This is a genomic window from Bacteroidota bacterium (assembly GCA_018266755.1).
Classification (GTDB): domain Bacteria; phylum Bacteroidota; class Ignavibacteria; order Palsa-1295; family Palsa-1295; genus JAFDZW01.
On sequence record JAFDZW010000005.1, the window covers coordinates 930,924 to 949,295 of the forward strand.

At 55.9% G+C, this 18,372-nt stretch carries 11 protein-coding genes; 6 read left to right on the top strand and 5 right to left on the bottom strand.

What is annotated here, in order from left to right; all coding sequences use genetic code 11:
* The first annotated feature begins 21 nt into the window (after positions 1 to 21).
* The 3 genes from JSS75_08665 to JSS75_08675 all read left to right on the top strand — a co-directional run bounded on the left by JSS75_08665 (position 22) and on the right by JSS75_08675 (position 4,763).
* On the top strand, positions 22 to 489 hold the full coding sequence (locus tag JSS75_08665; protein MBS1903760.1) for a hypothetical protein: 468 nt from the start codon (positions 22 to 24) through the stop codon (positions 487 to 489).
* A 391-nt stretch (positions 490 to 880) separates the two neighbouring features.
* Positions 881 to 1,606, top strand: coding sequence for a hypothetical protein (locus tag JSS75_08670; GenBank protein ID MBS1903761.1), 726 nt, complete (start codon positions 881 to 883; stop codon positions 1,604 to 1,606).
* A gap of 109 nt (positions 1,607 to 1,715) precedes the next feature.
* A complete protein-coding gene (locus tag JSS75_08675; protein MBS1903762.1) occupies positions 1,716 to 4,763 on the top strand; it encodes a glycosyl hydrolase in 3,048 nt (1,015 codons plus the stop codon).
* 12 nt (positions 4,764 to 4,775) lie between these two features.
* On the opposite strand, the gene JSS75_08680 is transcribed toward JSS75_08675, so the two are convergent.
* Complete coding sequence (locus JSS75_08680) at positions 4,776 to 5,642, bottom strand: pirin family protein (GenBank protein ID MBS1903763.1); 867 nt, start codon at positions 5,640 to 5,642, stop codon at positions 4,776 to 4,778.
* Between the two features lie 606 nt (positions 5,643 to 6,248).
* On the opposite strand from JSS75_08680, the gene apbC reads away from it, so the two are divergent.
* Together apbC and JSS75_08690 are read left to right on the top strand one after the other, a co-directional pair.
* Positions 6,249 to 7,376 (top strand): iron-sulfur cluster carrier protein ApbC, encoded by a 1,128-nt coding sequence (gene apbC / locus JSS75_08685; protein ID MBS1903764.1) that lies wholly within the window; start codon positions 6,249 to 6,251, stop codon positions 7,374 to 7,376.
* Between the two features lie 11 nt (positions 7,377 to 7,387).
* A complete protein-coding gene (locus tag JSS75_08690) occupies positions 7,388 to 7,624 on the top strand; it encodes a NifU family protein (protein MBS1903765.1) in 237 nt (78 codons plus the stop codon).
* A gap of 43 nt (positions 7,625 to 7,667) precedes the next feature.
* Here the strand turns inward: JSS75_08690 and JSS75_08695 are convergent, their stop codons facing one another.
* Positions 7,668 to 8,390 (bottom strand): hypothetical protein, encoded by a 723-nt coding sequence (locus JSS75_08695; protein MBS1903766.1) that lies wholly within the window; start codon positions 8,388 to 8,390, stop codon positions 7,668 to 7,670.
* Between the two features lie 65 nt (positions 8,391 to 8,455).
* Positions 8,456 to 9,412, bottom strand: a complete 957-nt coding sequence (locus tag JSS75_08700) for a hypothetical protein (protein ID MBS1903767.1) — start codon at positions 9,410 to 9,412, stop codon at positions 8,456 to 8,458.
* A 359-nt stretch (positions 9,413 to 9,771) separates the two neighbouring features.
* Here JSS75_08700 and JSS75_08705 point away from each other — a divergent pair, with 359 nt between their 5' ends.
* The gene (locus JSS75_08705) at positions 9,772 to 11,262 is read left to right on the top strand and encodes an aminotransferase class V-fold PLP-dependent enzyme (GenBank protein ID MBS1903768.1); all 1,491 of its coding nucleotides are present in this window, start codon (positions 9,772 to 9,774) and stop codon (positions 11,260 to 11,262) included.
* A 203-nt stretch (positions 11,263 to 11,465) separates the two neighbouring features.
* Here JSS75_08705 and JSS75_08710 read toward each other — a convergent pair whose 3' ends face one another.
* Both JSS75_08710 and JSS75_08715 read right to left on the bottom strand, forming a co-directional pair.
* A complete protein-coding gene (locus JSS75_08710) occupies positions 11,466 to 16,874 on the bottom strand; it encodes a T9SS type A sorting domain-containing protein (GenBank protein ID MBS1903769.1) in 5,409 nt (1,802 codons plus the stop codon).
* Between the two features lie 652 nt (positions 16,875 to 17,526).
* Positions 17,527 to 18,210 carry a LemA family protein gene (locus JSS75_08715; GenBank protein ID MBS1903770.1) on the bottom strand — a complete coding sequence of 228 codons (684 nt, stop codon included), beginning with the start codon at positions 18,208 to 18,210 and terminating at the stop codon, positions 17,527 to 17,529.
* Between the last annotated feature and the right edge of the window lie 162 nt (positions 18,211 to 18,372).

Genomic DNA, 18,372 nt, shown 5'->3' on the forward strand with positions numbered 1-18,372 from the left:
CGGACGACATAAGCACGATCGATGAGTATAGTCGCCACAATCGTAGTGCTCGCTTGCGCTGTACTGTATGGAAGTTACGTGCTTGCAAACCGAGTGATCGGCAGACGCATCCACAGGAAGCGAAACCGAGTACTCGTGAATCTATTGGGCGCACTGTTCGTGTCGTTTGTTGTCTATGTCGCAGGCATCGGTCTCTTCGTCGCGGTAATGAGTTATTACCCTCATCGCTCCTTCGATGCTCGTTCATGGGCCACAAATCCCGACGATCGGTATATGATGGTGGACGATCTCGAAGACAAGTACTTGCGTATCGGGGAATCTCAAGAGCAAGTTCGTAGCCTACTCGGATCGGATGAAAATAATCCCGCAGACGACGAATGGTCATATACGCTTGGCATTCGTCCCGAATTATTCAATATCGATCCGGATGTATTGGTCGTTACATTTCACAATGACCGTGTATCCGGCATTCATACGACGAGGCGTTAACGCCTCACTATTGGCAGCAAGGCCGCTCGTCTCCCAGATCACGGTGCCACAATTGTGTCCGTCAGATCCGGTTCGATCACGCAATTGGCCTTCCGGTCGGCGGCTGCCGAAGAAACCCCGGTAGTTGCTCTGTTCAAATAGTTTACACAGACGTCATTCTGAGCAAAGCGAAGGTGCTCAGAATGACTAGTGGAATACAGTCAAAACGGAGCCACCACCGAAATCCCGGAATGGGAGATGAACTGTCCCCCGAAATCGTTATACCCCCGTAGGCTGGCAACCCGCCAGCCACCGTGAAACTTCTGTGGTACCCGTTCGTGCAATCAGTATCGGATGCCATAGAGCATTCATTTGTGACCTACGATTCTATCTATTCCATTCATCGTCATTCATGAACACTCGCTCGCTTCTGTTCGCCTTCGCTCTTGTCCTTATCGGCATGAGCTCCGTTTTCGCTCAATCGGCCGATGAGGTCGTCGATAAGTATCTTGCAGCCATCGGCGGCAAAGATGCCTGGCATAATCTGCACTCGATCCGGATGGTCGGCGAGGTCAATGCGAACGGCACCAAAATCCCCATGACACTGACCGTCGTCCACAAGAAGGCGATGCGCCAGGACATGACCGTGATGGGTATGTCCGGCATCAATATCGTCACCGCAAACGGCGGTTGGGTCTATATGCCCTTTGCCGGTCAGAAAGAACCCGAGGCCCAGACGCCCGACGCCGTCAAGATGCAGCAAGACCAGCTCGACATCCAGGGCCAGCTCCTCGACTATAAGCAGAAGGGCGAAACTTGCGAGTACATCGGCAAAGAAGACGTCGATGGGACCGAATGCTACAAACTGAAGCTTACCAAAACCAACGGCACCGTCAGCTCGCTCTTCATCGATCCGTCGAATAACTATCTGATCCGCACGACCACCAAAGCGAAAGTGGACGGACAAGATCAAGAACAGACTATCAACTTCAGCAACTTCGAGAAGGTCGGCAACGGCCTCATCTTCCCGATGGCGATCAACATGGGGATGGGCGATGTGAAGTTCACGAAGATCGAGATCAACCCCACGATCGACGACAAGATCTTCGACAAGCCGGTCGTCGACGACAAACACTAAGCGATCGTTCGATTGAAATCCGCCATGCCCATTGCGGCATGGCGGCAACTGTGTTTGTGCATTCGCTTCCCTTCATCGTAGGTTTCACCGCACGTATCATCGCATCAGTATGAGATCACTTGCTACGCTTGCATTGCTTGCTGTCTGTGTGTCTGTTGCATCTGCGCAGTCCACGATCACGTCCGCCACATTCGGGATGATGGAAGCCCGCCATCTCGGCCCGGGTACGATGAGCGGACGCATCACCGCCATCACCGGCATCGACAGCATGCCCCGTACGATCTACGTCGGTACCGCAGGCGGCGGTGTCTGGAAAACGACGACCGGCGGCGCGGCCTTCGAACCCGTGTTCGACAAATACTGCCAATCGATCGGCGCGATCGCCGTCGACCAGAAGCATACCGATGTCGTCTATGTCGGCACCGGCGAGAGCAATATGCGCAACAGCGTGTCGATCGGCGTCGGGCTCTACAAAACCTCCGACGGCGGCGACAACTGGAAACTCATCGGCCTCGATTCGACCGAACATATCGCCAAGATCGTCATCGATCCGAAGAACTCAGACGTCATCTACGTCGCAGCACCCGGTCCGCTTTGGGGCGACAGCAAGCACCGCGGCCTCTACAAGTCCACCGACGCCGGCGCGACCTGGAACAAGATTCTTTACATCAACGAGAAGTCGGGGTGTGCCGATGTTGCCGTCGATCCGACAAACCCGAACATCGTGTACGCATCGACGTGGGAATTCCGCCGGCTTCCCTACGCATTCAACTCCGGCGGCAACGGCAGCGGGATGTATAAGTCCACCGATGCCGGAGCACACTGGACCGAACTCACGAGCGGTCTGCCACCGAAGCCATTCGGCCGCATCGCCTTTGCGCTGAGCCCGAGCGCGCCGCGCGACCTCGTCGCCATCGTCGAATCGAACGAGACGGGCCTCTACCTCTCGCGCGACGGCGGCAACACCTGGGTCAAGAAAAGCGCAACGTTCAACGTCACGGCGCGTCCGTTTTACTTCAGCACGATCATGTTCGATCCGAAGGATTCGAACCGCGTCTATCGGCCGGCCTTCAGCTTTTCATACTCGAATGACGGCGGCTTTTCGTTCGCCGATGCCGGTGCGAGCGGCGGATGGGTACATAGTGACATGCATGCGCTCTGGATCAATCCGATGGACCCGAACCAGCTCTACCTCGGCACCGATGGCGGAATGTATTATAGCCACGACAAAGGCGCGAACTGGATCTTCGTGCAGAACTTGCCCGTGGGTCAGTTCTATCATGTTGCCGTCGATAACCAGGATCCGTACCGCATCTACGGCGGCTTGCAGGATAACGGCACTTGGATGGCGCCGTCTGCCGCACCCGGCGGAATTGGCAACTCGAATTGGATGAACCTCTACGGCGGCGACGGGTTTTGGGCGCAACCGGATTTGACCGATCCCGATGTTGCTTATGCCGAGTCGCAAGGTGGCAATGCCGGGCGAGTGCAACTGAGCGTCGGAAAGTCCTACGACATCCAACCGCAAGCCGGCCCGAAGGACGATAAACTCCGGTGGAATTGGAATACGCCGATCGTCACGGGCGCGAAGAACCCGAAGCATCTGTATATGGGTGCGCAGTATCTCTACCGTTCCACCGATCAGGGCCGCAACTGGACGAAGCTCTCGCCCGATCTGACGACGAACGACAAGAAGAAGCAGCAACAAGATTCGAGCGGCGGACTGAGCGCCGACAATACCTCCGCCGAAAATCACTGCACGATCTTTACGATCGCCGAGTCTCCGCTCGACGAGAATATGATCTGGGTCGGTACCGACGACGGCTGTCTGCAACGCACGACCGACGGCGGGAAGACGTGGACGTTGTTGTCAAAGAACGTCGCGGCATGCGGTGTGCCGTCGATGACATGGGTATCGAGTATCGAGCCGTCGCACTTCGATAAGAACGTCGTCTATGCAACGTTCGACAATCATTACTATGGCGACATGCAGACGTACGTTGCGAAGTCAACCGATATGGGCTCGACCTGGATGCGACTTACGAGCCCTGAGTTCACCGGCTTCGCACATAAGATCGCCGAGGATCTGGTCAATAGGCAGTTGCTCTTCGTCGGCACCGAGATGGGCTTCTTCTCGTCGCTCGATGGCGGCGCCACCTGGATCCGCATGAAGAACAACGTGCCATGGTATGCGTTGACCCGCGATATCAAGATCCATCCGAAAACGAACGATCTGTTGCTCGCCACCCACGGCCGAGGCATCATCAGCATTGACGATATTACGCCGATGCGCGAACTCACGAACGAGATCGCCTCGAAAGCCGTCTATCTGTTCCCCATGCAGCCTGTAGCGCTCAGCGAAGGCCGCTATGGTGGCGGTGGCTTCCCGAGCACGGGCGGCTGGAGCTCCGGCAATGCAGCATATACCTATGCGCCGCCGATCGAGTATTATCTCAAAGATCGCATCAGCAGCGGCGACGTCAAGCTCGGCATTTATAACGCCGATGGAACACTGGTGCAAGAGCTGACGCCATCGAAGCGCAAAGGCATCAACAAAGTGTCGTGGAATCTTCGCATGACCCCGCCGAAGGTGGCATCGGGCGGAAGCAAACCCGACTACTCAGGCTTCTATGCGCCGATGGTGTTGCCCGGCTCTTACACTGCGAAGCTCACGGTTGGCTCGAATTCATATTCGCTGCCGATCACGCTCGTGCACGATGCCGCAAATACGCAGTACAGCACCGACGACGAACAGGTGCAGTATAAGACTGCGATGGCGATCTATCATCTACACGAGTCGCTTGCCGCGATCGTCGACAGCATTTCAGCGCGCGAAAAAACGATCCTTGTCCACAAGGAATCGCAGCAAGACCCAGCCGCGAAGCAATTACTATCGGCGTACCACGACTCGCTCGAAGCACTGCGAGCAACGCTCCTGGCGACGAAACAGAAGTCCATCTTCGCCGACGAGAAGCAGCTTCGCGAAGAGATTTCGGAGCTCTATACGTCGGTCGTCGGCAATCAGGTTCGCCCGTCGAATCTGCAGATCGAACGTGTCGCTGTACTGTCGGATCGTGTCGCGAAAGCAAAGAAGGATGCCGAGGCGATCGATACACGGTTTGCGCAGAAGGCAGCTCCGTATCTCGGCAAACTCTGATCGTAGCGCGGCTCACTCTTCAAGTGAGCCGAACTTCCCTAATTGAAAGTCGATGAAGGCTTGGCGTAATTCGCCTTGCGTGTTCATCACGAAGGGGCCATACATTGCAACCGGCTCGCCAATGGGCTCGCCGCTCATCAGCAGAATGCGTGTCGGCTCCGTGGCGGTGAGGGTGATGCCTTCGCCGTCACGATCGAAGACGACTGCATTCTCCGCCGCGACTTCGCCATGCCCGGCAACATTCAATCTGCCGTCAAGCAAAAATATAAACGCATTGTGCATCTTCGGCAACGGGATCGATAGCACCGCGTCTTTCTTCAAATAGATTGTCGCGGCATTCACCGGCGATGTCGATGGGATCGGCCCTTGCAGACCGAACAGGCTCCCTGCTTGCAAGTATGCTTCGGCCAGATTGTCCTCACTCACAAACTTCGGCGTGTCTTCTTTGGTCAGTGGGATGTACTTCGGCTCGTCGTTCTTATGCGACTGCGGGGTATTGACCCACATCTGAATGATCTCCTGCCGTGAACCTCGCGAATGAATATCGAGAGGCGGACGCTCCGAATGCATAATCCCTGCTCCGGCATTCATCCACTGTGTACCTCCGGCATAGATCGTACTCTCGTGGCCTCGACTATCGCGGTGATGCACGCCGCCTTCGAAGATGAACGTCACCGGAGAGAACCCACGATGCGGATGAGGTCCGACACCGGCATTGGCGAGATCGGTCTCTTTGGGGATAGAGACATTCGCGTGATGCAGCAAAATAAACGGATCGATCTGCCGTACCTCGGGCGATGGAAACGGCTGGCGAACGGTTAGACCGCCCATATCGAATTCGTGAGCATATAAGACATGGGTAACGGAACGTGTAGTCATACGTGTCGAGAGTAGTAATCAAAACGTAGTGTACGAATGTACGAATTGCCGGTTTCGGAACTCCAATCTTCGGCATTCCGAACTCGCGGGCGTAGTGAAGAATCTGTGATGGCTGCGGCTTATACACGAGCAAATGCTTATAGAGTATCGTCGTCCCGGATTCCTCCCTTCGGTCGGAATGACAGTTGGGAGAGTTTATCGAAGGACTTCAGGCTTGTCATTCTGAACGGAGCCCGGTTGCTGTTTCTACCACCTGTATGCTCGCGGGCGTAGTGAAGAATCTGTGATGGCTGCCGCGTATAGTCGTGCGAATGCTTGTAGAGTATCGTTGTCCCAGATTCCTCCCTTCGGTCGGAATGACAGTTGGGAGAGTTTATCGAAGGACTTCAGGCTCGTCATTCTGAACGGAGCCCGGGTGCCGTTTCTACCACCTGTATGCTCGCGGGCATAGTGAAGAATCTGTGATGGCTGCGGCTTATACACGAGCAAATGCTTATAGAGTATCGTCGTCCCGGATTCCTCCCTTCGGTCGGAATGACAGTTGGGATACTCCCTGGCAAACTCAACCTCCCGCCTTTCTGTTTTAGTGGTTCTAACAATCCACCTATGGGACTTTTTTCAAAGAACAGCGCAGCGTTTTCGGAAGCGGATATTCTCAACGCACTTCGGTCGGTCGAAGACCCCGATCTGCATAAAGATGTCGTGTCGCTTGGCATGATCAAGAACGTGAAGATCGACGGCTCGGCCGTCTCGTTCACGTTCGAGCTGACAACCCCCGCCTGCCCACTGAAAGATCAACTGGAACTGGCGGCCCGCACGGCTGCCGAGACGGTCGCCGGCGCCGGGAACGTGAAGATCACGATGTCGTCGAACGTCGCATCGCATTCCGGCGCGAACAAGCCTGCCGCGCTTTCGGGCGTTCGTAATACGATCGCCGTGGCCTCGGGCAAAGGCGGTGTCGGCAAATCGACCGTCGCCGCAAACCTCGCCGTTGCGCTCGCGAAGAACGGCGCGAAGGTCGGCCTCCTGGATGCAGATATTTATGGCCCGAGCATTCCACTAATGATGGGCATCGAGAACGAGAAGCCGATGGCCGAGCAAGTCAACGGTCACGCCGTGATCCAGCCGCTCGAGGCGCATGGTGTAAAGGTTATGTCGATCGGCTTTCTTGTCGATCCGAACACGGCGGTCGTCTGGCGCGGACCGATGGCTTCCGGTGCGCTCAAGCAGTTTATGACCGATGTGCAGTGGGGCGATCTCGATTACCTCATCTTCGATCTGCCTCCAGGCACGGGCGATATTCAACTGACGCTCTGCCAGACCATACCGCTTACCGGCGCCGTCATCGTCACGACCCCGCAGGACGTCGCGCTGGCCGATGCGCGCAAAGCCGTTCGCATGTTCGAGAAAGTGAACGTCCCGATCCTCGGCATTACCGAGAACATGAGTTATTTCCTCTGCTCAGCCTGCGGACACCGCGAAGAAATCTTCTCGCATGGCGGCGCAAAGAAAGCAGCCGATGAATTCGGCGTGCCGTTCCTCGGCGAACTGCCGCTCGAAACGAACGTGCGCCAAGCAGGCGATGCCGGCAAACCGATCGCCGCAAGCATGCCGTTCACTCCGGCAGGTTCTGCGTTCGGCGAACTGGCACAGAGCGTCGCGCAACAAGTCTCGATCAGAAATCTTACCCCGAGCCATAAGCCGGTCGAGATCCTCCTCGGGACGGAAGACTAATCCTGCTCACGATGTCTCCACTGCTCGATCGCATCGAAGCGGCACTCGCAGAGTGTCGTCCGTTCCTCGCCGAAGACGGCGGCGGGATCGAGTTCGTGCGGCTCGATGAAACGGCGATGGTCGCTGAAGTTCGCTATAGCGGCGCGTGCAAGGACTGTCCGATGAAGCTCATGACCTTACGCGCCGGGATCGAGCGCTCGGTCAGGTACTATGCACCGGAGATAAAACGCATCGAAGAGGTCGCCTGACCAAGCCGACCCCTTCGATGCACCCATACCGTGGCAACTCGTTTTATTTTTTCAGCGCCTTGATCGCGTTTTTGATCAAGTTCGCAATCTCATCCTGATTCGACGCATCGCGCGGATCGTACGGCGACTTCCCGCTCTGCCCAAAGACCAGCGTCGGATCGAAGACCATCGCAAGATTGTAGCTATTGCCCGATGAGAACGTGACCGTCGCCGGAAACTTCATTTCCACGTTATCGGTCTTCGATGTCTTGAACGAGAATGCATATCCCGTGCCGTTCACATACGCCGTGCCGTCGATGATTGTCGTGTAACGGCCACCATTGAGGAAATCTCCGAAGAGCGGATCGTTGATGAGCACGGCATCATTCTTATCGTCAAGCTTGTGCATCTCGAACTTGATCTTATCATACGTGCCCGGCGGAACGGTGACGGTCGAGACGATCTTCTCGCCGGTCGAATCCCACTCGGCGATAAACGGCCCCACCTTGATCGTGCCTGCACCGGCCGTGTCTTCGTCGTCGTGATGCAGTTTGAGTTCGCTGATGAGAATACGTGCCCGGCCGATGACGACCGAATCGCACGTCAAGCCGCCGCCAAGCGGAATATTCGTGCGGATGGCCGCGCCACTAACGGTGCGGTTCGATACCGATGTGGTCATCGTGACGCTCGGATCGTTGGAATCGGTCGAACTGGAACAACCGATGAACGAAGATGCGCCGATGACAAGCAGGAGCACTGCCGCTGCGGCGAAAAGGTATTGTTTCATTTTGGATACGAGTATAACTTGGTGCGAAACACACGTAGCTATTAGTATGAACGTAGGACTGTGCGTTATTGTGACACCGATGCGTCCACATCGTAGGCGGATAGCTCCGCCTCCAACTCTTCTTCGTAGGTGACAAGGCGGCCGCGTTTTAACACGCACTCTTCCAACTCGTTGATCTCTTGTTGGTTGGAGCGGTAAAATTCTTGTCTGATCGTTTCGAACTCTTCCTTCGGCACACCTCGCATACGCCACCATCCGCCGCGTACAAGCTCTTCTTTCTCCCGCAGTCCTTGAATGATAAACTCGTAATCGCGCGGCTGCACCGCTTCGGAGATACTCTTGCCGAGGCGGAAGCTGCAGGGCTTGAAATCGTTGATGTCGCGGAACGACACACGCTTCGGTGCGGGCTTTCGGCGCTCGGCTTCTTCGCGTTCGACGGCAACGGGATCGATGGCGACTTCGATACGCGTCGTCATCCCGCAGAGGTATCCGAGCGCCCCGCGACCATGCTGCCCTGCTGACAACCGGCGTGTGCCGTCGCGCGTAATCACAATCACGCATGCTCCGAACGACTTGGCGAACGTCACCAGATCCGATGCAAGATCGAGCTTATGCCGCTCGGTGTCGGTTGCATGCTCGAAATCGGTCACGACGACGGTCGCATACTTCCCTTCGCGAAGTTCATCGGCAACGGTGTCGAGCGAGTCCGTCATTTCTTCCGTATAGAAATGCATCACCGCGAACGGCAGCGACGTCCCGTCGGTGTTGTATTCGTAGAATGCGTCGCTCAGATCGTTCTTCGAACAGCCCCGATTGAGCACAAGTACTGGGGCGGTCTTCGATAGCTCCGACGCCATGCGCACTGCAGTTCTTCGCGATGCATCCATCGTCGCCGAGCGAACCAGCGTAATCTCCTCGCTGCGATATTCCACGCCGGCAAACGAACCCACGATGCGCCGCGAGGACATCGATCGTGCCAGTTGAGCAAATGCTTCCGGTGTAATGAGTTCTGTGTGTTCCATAGATGTATGAATATGAAAAGGAATTGTATGCCCGGCAAGTCCCGGAATGTTCAGCCGAATCACGCTCAGTTCACTGTGACATCATCCTGCTTACAATAAAGGACTACCGGAGGTCTTTCGCCTGCGCGGGCTTATCAGTATTCTGTTGTTCCTGAGCATCCCCATCGAAGAGACCATCGTGGGTTACCGCAGTGGCATGCTTTTTGTCTTGGTATTGACATCGGGCATTTTTATGTCGGGCGGCTTGCTCTGGTGGCATCGCCGCGAACGAGCCTCCGGCTCGGTATAGGTGCCCATCATAGTGATTTTGGCAATATATATAACATATATTATTGCCCATTTGTTGCATCCGGCTGTATATGGGCGAGATCAAGAACAGCGAACTCGAAGCGGCATTCGCTTACTATCGTAAGGGAATCGTCGGCATTGACCGTTCGATTTCTACACCCTTCGGCGAACAACCGCTCGTCTATCTTGACTGGACTGCCAGCGGACGTCTCTATGGGCCCATAGAGCGCATTCTTAGCGATCGATTCGGTCCGCTCGTAGCCAATACCCATTCCGCTTCGACAACGACCGGTATGACCATGACGTACGCGTATCACGAAGCGCACCGAATCATCAAAGCCCACGTCGGGGCAGGCAACAACGATATTATCATCACCCACGGCTCCGGGATGACCGGAGCGGTCAATAAGCTCCAGCGGATTCTCGGTTTGCGGCTGCACGAACACTTTGCGGGGAAGATCACCATCTCTCGTGAGGAGCGCCCGGTGGTCTTTATCACCCACATGGAGCATCACTCGAACCAGACGTCCTGGCTCGAGACGATTGCCGACGTCGTAATCATCGGCGCAGACGAACACGGACTCGTCGACCCAAACGATCTCGACATTCACCTCAATCGCTACGCCGACCGCAAGTATAAATACGGCTCGTTCACTGCCGCATCGAACGTCACCGGCATTGCAACGCCCTATCACCGGCTTGCGCGCATTATGCACGAACATGGCGGATTCGCCTTCGTCGATTTTGCGGCAGCGGCTCCGTACGTCGATATCGCGATGCATCCGGCCGACGAGCGCGAGAAACTCGACGCCGTCATGTTCTCGCCGCACAAATTTCTCGGCGGCCCGGGCAGCGCCGGTGTGCTGGTCTTCGACCGGAGGCTCTATGGCAACGGCGTCCCCGATACGGTCGGTGGAGGCATTGTGGATTGGACCAATCCGTGGGGCGAACACAAGTTTATCGACGACATCGAGACCCGCGAAGATGCCGGCACTCCCCCATTCCTGCAGACGATCAAAGCCGCGCTGGCGATCAAGCTCAAGGAGGAGATGGGGACTGCACAGATCCGCATGCGCGAGCGCGAGATCGTCGAACAGGTGTTCGATGGCCTGCGAGCAATCCCGAACCTCGTGATCCTTGCCGGACATATCACAGATCGTTTGCCGATCTTTTCATTTTACATTACGGGCGTTCACTATAATCTTGTCGTCAAGCTCTTAAACGACCGCTACGGCATTCAAACCCGAGGCGGCTGCTCGTGTGCCGGGACCTACGGACATTTCCTCCTGCACGTCGACCGAGCCCATTCCCATGAGATCACCGAAAAGATCTCGCACGGCGATCTCTCCGAAAAGCCGGGCTGGGTCAGGATTTCCTATCACCCGACCACAACCGACGCAGAGGTAGCCCTTTCGCTGCGCGCCATTGCCGATATTGCGCGCCACGCAGAAGAATACGGCAACGAGTACTCCTACGACCGCCATTCCAACGAATTCCTGCACCACACCGCCGATATCGATGCGGATATGGACCGGGTGCGGAAGATGTTCGACCTCTCCTGAAGCTCATTATCAGAAGTCAGCGCAATGAATCGGATCTTCGCATCCTGACTTCATCGAGCGCTCTCCTACATTCGCATATAACCACGGTAATTCAATCGTAGTGGATAAAAACACAACCGCCCTGCCTGGAATACCAGACAGGGCGGTTGCGAACAATCGTTGCAGACAGGCTCTCCGAAGAGAGCCTGCGTGCATGAGAACGATTACTTGTTGAGGGTCATCTTGTTGCGCATGACGCTCGTCTGACCGTCTGCGTTCGTGAAGCTGACCTCGTAGATATAGGTACCGCTTGCGAGCTCGTTCGCATTGAACGTGAAGTTGTGCTGGCCTGCCGTCATCGACTGACCGTCGACAGCGACCGTGACAACCTTGCCCGTGAGATCGAGGACGCGGATCGACACCGTACCGGCTTCCGGCAGGCTGTATCCGATCGTCGTCGATACCGTGAACGGATTCGGGAAGTTCTGCGCAACTGCGAAGGACGCACCTTCAGCCGTACGCTCGACATTCACCGTGCCGCTCGTCTGACGCGAACCGTCGAGGTTCACGGCTGCTACACGGTAGGTGTAGGACTTGCCGGTCTCGAGGGCGCTCTCAGCGGAGTGCAAGAAGCTGTAGTTGTCGGTTGACGTAGCCTTGACCGTACCGGCCCAGTTCCACGTGTTATCCGAACCAAGCATCTCGACTTCGTAGCGATCGATGTCCTTCTGGCCAGCGACCGACCACGAGATGAGGTTACCGTTGGTCTTGGCTGCGCCGTTGACGTTCGTGAACTCGACCGGCAATACTGTGCCGCCGAAGCTCTTGATGAAATCAAGTGCACCGCGCAAGAAACGGGTGGTACCACTGACATTGACCGGAGCGATTTCGCCGTCGCGCAACCCAACGGTCTGCACAGCGTCTGCCCAGTCGAATGCGTAGAATACGATATTGAAGTTAGCACCGTTCCACGCCGTACCTGCACCGCTATCCGACGGCGTCGAGCCGTGCTGCGGATAGAAGTATGCGAAGCGCGAGGTGTTCGTGCCGACCGTACCCGTGATCGGGTTCGGCTTGATCACGTCCGGCGACGCTGCCCAGAGGCTGTCGCTGAAGACGAAGTACACGCCCGTACCCTTAGCCGTACCGTAGTACGAATTCGGGCTTGCGGTCGGATAGTTCTGAACCGGCCAGCGGCCCACGAAGCTCGTGTGCATCCAGCTTGTCATGAACTCGGCATCCGTGATCACGTTGTTCTGCTGCTTGAACGCGCTGTTCGGATCGAGATACTGCGCAACGTTCTGACCAGCAACAATGAACGACTTCTTGGCATAGCTTTGGCCAGCCTTGAGGTAGTTGATCACTTCCTGCTCTTCCTTCAAGCTGATCGAACCGACACCGAGGTTCGTCGAACCGACCGTCTGATAGGCAGTCGTCGGATCGCCGGTCGCCCATACGAGCGTCCACCACGGTGAGTAATCAATCAGGTTCGCGCCCCATGCATTGCGATCGAGCGAATCGTATGCAACACCCAAGCGCTGGAGAGCAGCGGCAAGCGAATCCTTGTTCTGCTGACCACGGAGGGTCGACGAGTTGTAGGTCAACAATGTCGCAGCGCGCTTGACGAGGATCTGGAAGACCTTCGTCTGCGTGTTGTTCGCATTGTACTGATCGTTTGCAACGGAAACCGTCACGCGGAACAAGCGGGTCGCTTCGTTCGTGATGACCGGTCCGACGAGGTCAACCGTCTTTGCTTCGCCAACTGCCCAGGTCATCGGGGCGCTGGTGGTGGAAGCGAGCGGGAACCACGAAATACCGTTGTTCGTCGAGTACTCGGTCTTCGCCGTCACCGTGCGGTTGTTGGCGATGATCGAGCCCATGTTCTTGACCACTGCCTGGATGGCAAGCGGATTCTCGGCCGTCACCTGGATCACACCGTTGGTGTTCACGATGCCCGCAGGCTTCGTGATGGTCATCACGGAGAGATCGTTGGTGTACTGGAAGCCGTCGAATTCGTCAGCGCCGATATCCGGGTTGCCGCTGGCGACAACACGCGAATCACCGTCGATATCCGTCGCCTGCGTAGCCGAACCGAGCCATGCACCGTTGTTCGATGCGGTCGTGTAGAGATACGTCGTTGCGATCGGCAGATGCAGGCTATCGGTCGTGAAGAGCGGATCGCCGCCGACTGAAAGGATATCCTGCTGCGACATCGTGCGCCATGCATTCAGGGTCGGAACCGTGATTGCATACGTCGATGTACCCGTCGCTGCATCGTATTCGCTCATGTTCGCGAAGGCCGACGCATTACGGAAGTCGATCAGGTTATTGTTCGAGCTGACATTGCTGAACATCGGACGCGGCACCGTCAGGTTATAGAGCACTGCCGTTGCGTTTGCCGAGTTGTTCAGGTTCTGATAGATATTGTTCCACAGGAACGGCTTGGCGACGTGGTTCATCACCACTGCTGCCGGAGCGTCTGCGACTGCGATCGAGTTGTTGAAGATCGAGTCGTTCGCAACCGTATAGGTCGACGAACCAACCGTCACGTCACGCATCGGAATGAACGTCGTCGTATTGGCACCGTTTACACGGAGGTCATAGACGAAGTTGTTGACAATACGGTTACCCGTACTGACCGGAAGCGTCGAACGGCGCTGGTTCGGACCCGTACCCGTGACGTAGATGATCGACGCCTGCTGGATATCGACACCAGCCGTCGTCGAACCCGAGATATTCGGGGCCGTCACGTTGTGGATCTTATTGCCATTGAGCATCAGGTTGATGCTGTTACCGTTTGAGGCCGTGATACCAGCGACGTAGTTCGACGATGTCGAAGCACCCGTGATATTCGAGATCTCGTTACGAAGCACGAGCGCACCGTCTTCATTGGTAAGCTGAATACCAACTGCGCCGATCGGGTTCGAGGCCGAACCGATGGTGTTGCGCGAGAAGACGTTGTCGTGGTTACGGCGATCCTGGTAGAATGCCTTCGTCACGTCGAACAGCGGAACCGTACCCGAATCGGAGATCGCGACGTTCGCATTGCCGATGAAGCAATTGTCGACCGTGATGTGATGAATCTCCGAGGTATCGAACACGCGACCGAAGTTGTACGAATTGAAATCGTACACGTTCGCGATGCTGATCGCACGGCTCTGGTTGTTATTGAGACTGCCGTTATTGACCAAGTTCAAGTTCTTGAACGTGAGGTAGCTGCGGCCGTGGCTAATACGGAAGATCGAGCCCGGCGTCGTCGACTGGTTCACGAACGTGATACCGCGCTTGCCCGGCTCGGCCGTAAGCGCATCCGGCGACGGAGCGATCTGGTTATTACCATCCCACGACATGTACTGAGCAGACTGGTAATCCCATGTCATGCCGTACTGCTTGTTACCCGAGAAGGTGATCGTCGGGGCAACATTCGTCTTCGGAACCCACTTTACCATAGCCGTCGGGCCGGTGCCTTGGATGTTCGTGAAGTCGATGAACGAGGTCGGCGTCGTCGTGACGGACGAACCCGTGCCGTATTCAGTGTAGTTCGCATCCGTCAACACGAGGGTAAGGTTACCACCGATACCTCGGAAGCGCATCGAATCGACGGCAGCGCTGATCGTCTGGAAGCGACGGCCAACACCAACTTCGATCGTACCCTGCAAACGGGAAATGATGCTGAAGACCTGGCATGCCGTATCGTTCGTGCGATCGCCATCGTCACCCTGGCGGGCAATGACGCAAACACGATAGCAACCCGGAGCGAGCTTCGCGATGTCGTTCGTACCCTGCGATGCCGGGAACGAGAACTTCACGTTACCTGCGTCCGTGTTAAGCTCGGGAATGATCGAGTCGGCCTTGAAGACGACGACACCGTCGGAGCAGCGATGGATCTCGCAGCGAGCCGGTACGTCGAACAAGTCCTGCACGCCGACCGAAGCGAACACGCCCTGCGGACGGAACTGGCGCTTCTCCGGCTTTTCTTCCTGGTCGTCCGGGTTGAGCACGTCAACTGCGGCAACGTCCGAAAGGTAGCGAACGGCGACCGACGTACAGATCGTATCGTCGGCATGGTTCTGGTCGTTGGCCAACAGGGTGACACCGCAGAGGGTGTAGTTACCGTTGGTCTGCGGCAAGAAGTCTTTGAACGTGGTGTCGCGGAACTGCTGTCCCGGAGCGCTCGACCAATACGGAATGATCACCGTGTCACGGTACACCACCTGACCCTGCGGGTTCTTGATGTAGACCGATACCGGCACATTCTGCTGGTTGTTGACGCCCATGTTACGGTAGCGGAAGCTGACCGGCGTTGCATAGCCGACTGGTGTTCTGCCACCCGGAGCGGGAATCAACGAGAAGATCGAAGCGACATTGTTCGGCGGGCTCACGACAAACGACGTCGAGATCGTGTTGTCTGCAGTGTAGCTTTCAGCCGGAGTTGTCGACGTGATCGTATACGAGATCGTGTACAAACCGTATGCAGTCGGGGTGAACGACGGGAATGTCGTCGCCGACGATGCGGTGTTGCCGAGCGGGTTCGGAATCTGCGTGCCCGTCGGTGTTACATTCTGGCTATAGACCGGAGATGCAACGCCCTGCTGGGTAATCGTGCAGTTTACCTGGCAGCTCGTGATCGCATTCTGACCTTCGTTGACAAGCTTACACGACGGCGTGAACGCGTTATTGATCAGCAGGATCTGCTGGTCAGCAGGCGACGCGGACGGATTGTTCCACGAAAGGTTGAACGGGTAACGGATCGCCCATACGATGTTGCGTGTCGGGCCCGTATTGTAGAAGTAATAGCCGTTGTCGTAGTAACCGCCCGTTGTGGTGGTTAGCGACTGACCGGCGCTCAAACTATTGATGTTACCGAGGTATGCATCCTGGAACGTACCGGCCGTCGTGCGCAGTGCAGTGATGAGGCCGCTGTAGTTGTACGGATACTCCCAGTAATAGCTACCGTTGGTGCCGCTGTACGGACCATAGTTCATCTGGATCTTCGAGATGAAGGCGCTGCCTTCGAAGAGCTCATACTGATAGCTGATCATGTCCTCGCCGTAGGTAGCAAGGGCTGTCGAACTATAGTAAGAATCGTAGGCCTTCGGATAGTTACCCATTCCGTCGATCTCGATCCAGAAAATGCGGTTCGGGGCCGAACCGGTCGTGGTATACTGGACATTATACGTACCCTTGACAGGGAAGGACGAGCCAGTCCAGGCGTGGATGGTATTGTTCGAACCATAGACGTACCCGAACTGTGAGTAATCGGTCCAATAATACAGCTGATAGTAACCGCCATACGCGAGGTAATCGTAGACAGCCGCATCAGGAACTGTGGCCGAGCCGCCCATCACAACACCGCCGTTGCCTTTGATCTTGATCTTGTTCGTGATCAGATCGCAGTAGCGGAAGTTGAACGGAAGCGTGATCTCGTTCGAGAACTTATAACACATCGTAAAGAAGTCGGTGTTAAAGCTCGCGAGTTCAGACACCGTGGTGCCACCCGTAAGAGCAACCCACGGATCCGTGTTTACGACCGCACTATAGCTCGACGGCGAATACTGCGCCTGCGCATCCTTTGCCGAAGCAAAGAAGGCGAGCATCAGCAAGCCGACTAGTAAAGTGTAGAGTTTTTTCATAGGTTTTGGTACTAGTATAGATAGTTAGTTCGGTGCGAAGCTGGCCTCCACAAACCGCGACTAAAACATTTGCCCACAACGGTTAAACCCATTCTGGGCACCCCTAAGACACAAAAATACGTACTTTTGTGACACAAAAAAAGAATTTCACAAAGAAAAAATTTTTGTGGCCCTGCGCCCCGCCTTATTCCTTCTCGGGAGAACTTATTCATCGATCGTGAGAGCTAATATTACCATAAAAACAAGATATTAACGTCTACTAGCCTCCCCACCAGCCCTTCTTGGAAAACCCTAATTTAGTCGTTCGGGTGATTTTTTGTGGGGAGAGAGAAATCGTATGTTTGCACAGCCGCCATCAACCCTCAGAAGCCACGTGATATAGTTACGCACTCTGGACAGAGAGCAGGAGATAGAATTCGGCATTTTCGACACCGAATTCCGACGATAATGAGTTGTATTGATAGCCCCCACACTCGCGCGGACGGAGGCTTGAGATGGTTTTTCTCCGCGTTTTTGCTGCTAATGAAGAAGGGCGGCCCCGAAATGGGCCGCCCTTTCTTGTTTGTGCACTTCTATTGCCGAACGGAGAATCCTCTGGGGCATGCGGGGCAAAAATGACCGCGCCTCTGTGGTTTCCGTCCGACGGCCATCGTCATTTCGACGGTCTGGCAACCCCGTTCTTGGGCTCTGGTGCAGTTGACGGAGCGGGCTCCTGCGACGCAGGTGCCTGGGTCGGTTCGGTGCCGAAGTTCACTTTTGGCGCATTTTCGGCTCCTTGGGCAGCTTGGAACACCTGGTATTCCTTAAATCCGCTCATCCCGGCGATAATGCTGGCCGGAAACGAGAGGATACGGGTATTGTACTCTTTCACACGTTCATTATATGTCTTGCGCTCGGTTGCAACCCGGTTTTCGGCGCCTTCAATCTGCGACATGAGCGTTTGGAAGTTCGCCTGCGACTTCAAGTCGGGGTATTTCTCGACCGTGACCAGCAGACGCGAGAGCGCGCCCGAAAGCTCGCCCTGCATTTTCTCGAAATTCGCCATTGCCTGCGGATCCTTGAGGGCCTCGGGCGTGAGTTGAACGCTCGTCGCACGGGCGCGGGCGCTAATGACCGCATCGAGCGTGCTGCGCTCGGCTTGTACCGAGCCCTGGACGGTGGACACAAGATTCGGGATAAGATCGCTTCGACGCTGATAGGCGGTATTGAGGTTGCCGATCGATTCCTTGATGTTTTGGTCGAGCTGTACCATGCCATTATAGGTACTGCGCCACCAACTGAAAAGCACGATCACTACAAAGAGGATCGAGCCGATAATAAGCCATGACTTTTTCATTGTCTCGTAGTTCGGTTAGAAACCCGCGAGGAGTGTACGTCCCGGGTACTCAAAGTTACGAACGAAACACGTCGGGCTGCCGAAGAAGAGGTTGTGCCAAAAGACAGCAAACGACCCGCGACACATGGTGTCTCGTTAACCCCACCCAACCTTCTCCCCCGA

Excerpts from the sequence above, each read along its gene's own strand:
- JSS75_08680 (MBS1903763.1), bottom strand. The coding sequence starts at position 5,642 with ATGACTACACGTTCCGTTACCCATGTCTTATATGCTCACGAATTCGAT.
- JSS75_08705 (MBS1903768.1), top strand. The coding sequence starts at position 9,772 with ATGGGCGAGATCAAGAACAGCGAACTCGAAGCGGCATTCGCTTACTAT.
- JSS75_08670 (MBS1903761.1), top strand. The coding sequence starts at position 881 with ATGAACACTCGCTCGCTTCTGTTCGCCTTCGCTCTTGTCCTTATCGGC.
- JSS75_08695 (MBS1903766.1), bottom strand. The coding sequence starts at position 8,390 with ATGAAACAATACCTTTTCGCCGCAGCGGCAGTGCTCCTGCTTGTCATC.
- JSS75_08715 (MBS1903770.1), bottom strand. The coding sequence starts at position 18,210 with ATGAAAAAGTCATGGCTTATTATCGGCTCGATCCTCTTTGTAGTGATC.
- JSS75_08690 (MBS1903765.1), top strand. The coding sequence starts at position 7,388 with ATGTCTCCACTGCTCGATCGCATCGAAGCGGCACTCGCAGAGTGTCGT.
- JSS75_08710 (MBS1903769.1), bottom strand. The coding sequence starts at position 16,874 with ATGAAAAAACTCTACACTTTACTAGTCGGCTTGCTGATGCTCGCCTTC.
- JSS75_08700 (MBS1903767.1), bottom strand. The coding sequence starts at position 9,412 with ATGGAACACACAGAACTCATTACACCGGAAGCATTTGCTCAACTGGCA.
- JSS75_08675 (MBS1903762.1), top strand. The coding sequence starts at position 1,716 with ATGAGATCACTTGCTACGCTTGCATTGCTTGCTGTCTGTGTGTCTGTT.
- apbC (MBS1903764.1), top strand. The coding sequence starts at position 6,249 with ATGGGACTTTTTTCAAAGAACAGCGCAGCGTTTTCGGAAGCGGATATT.
- JSS75_08665 (MBS1903760.1), top strand. The coding sequence starts at position 22 with ATGAGTATAGTCGCCACAATCGTAGTGCTCGCTTGCGCTGTACTGTAT.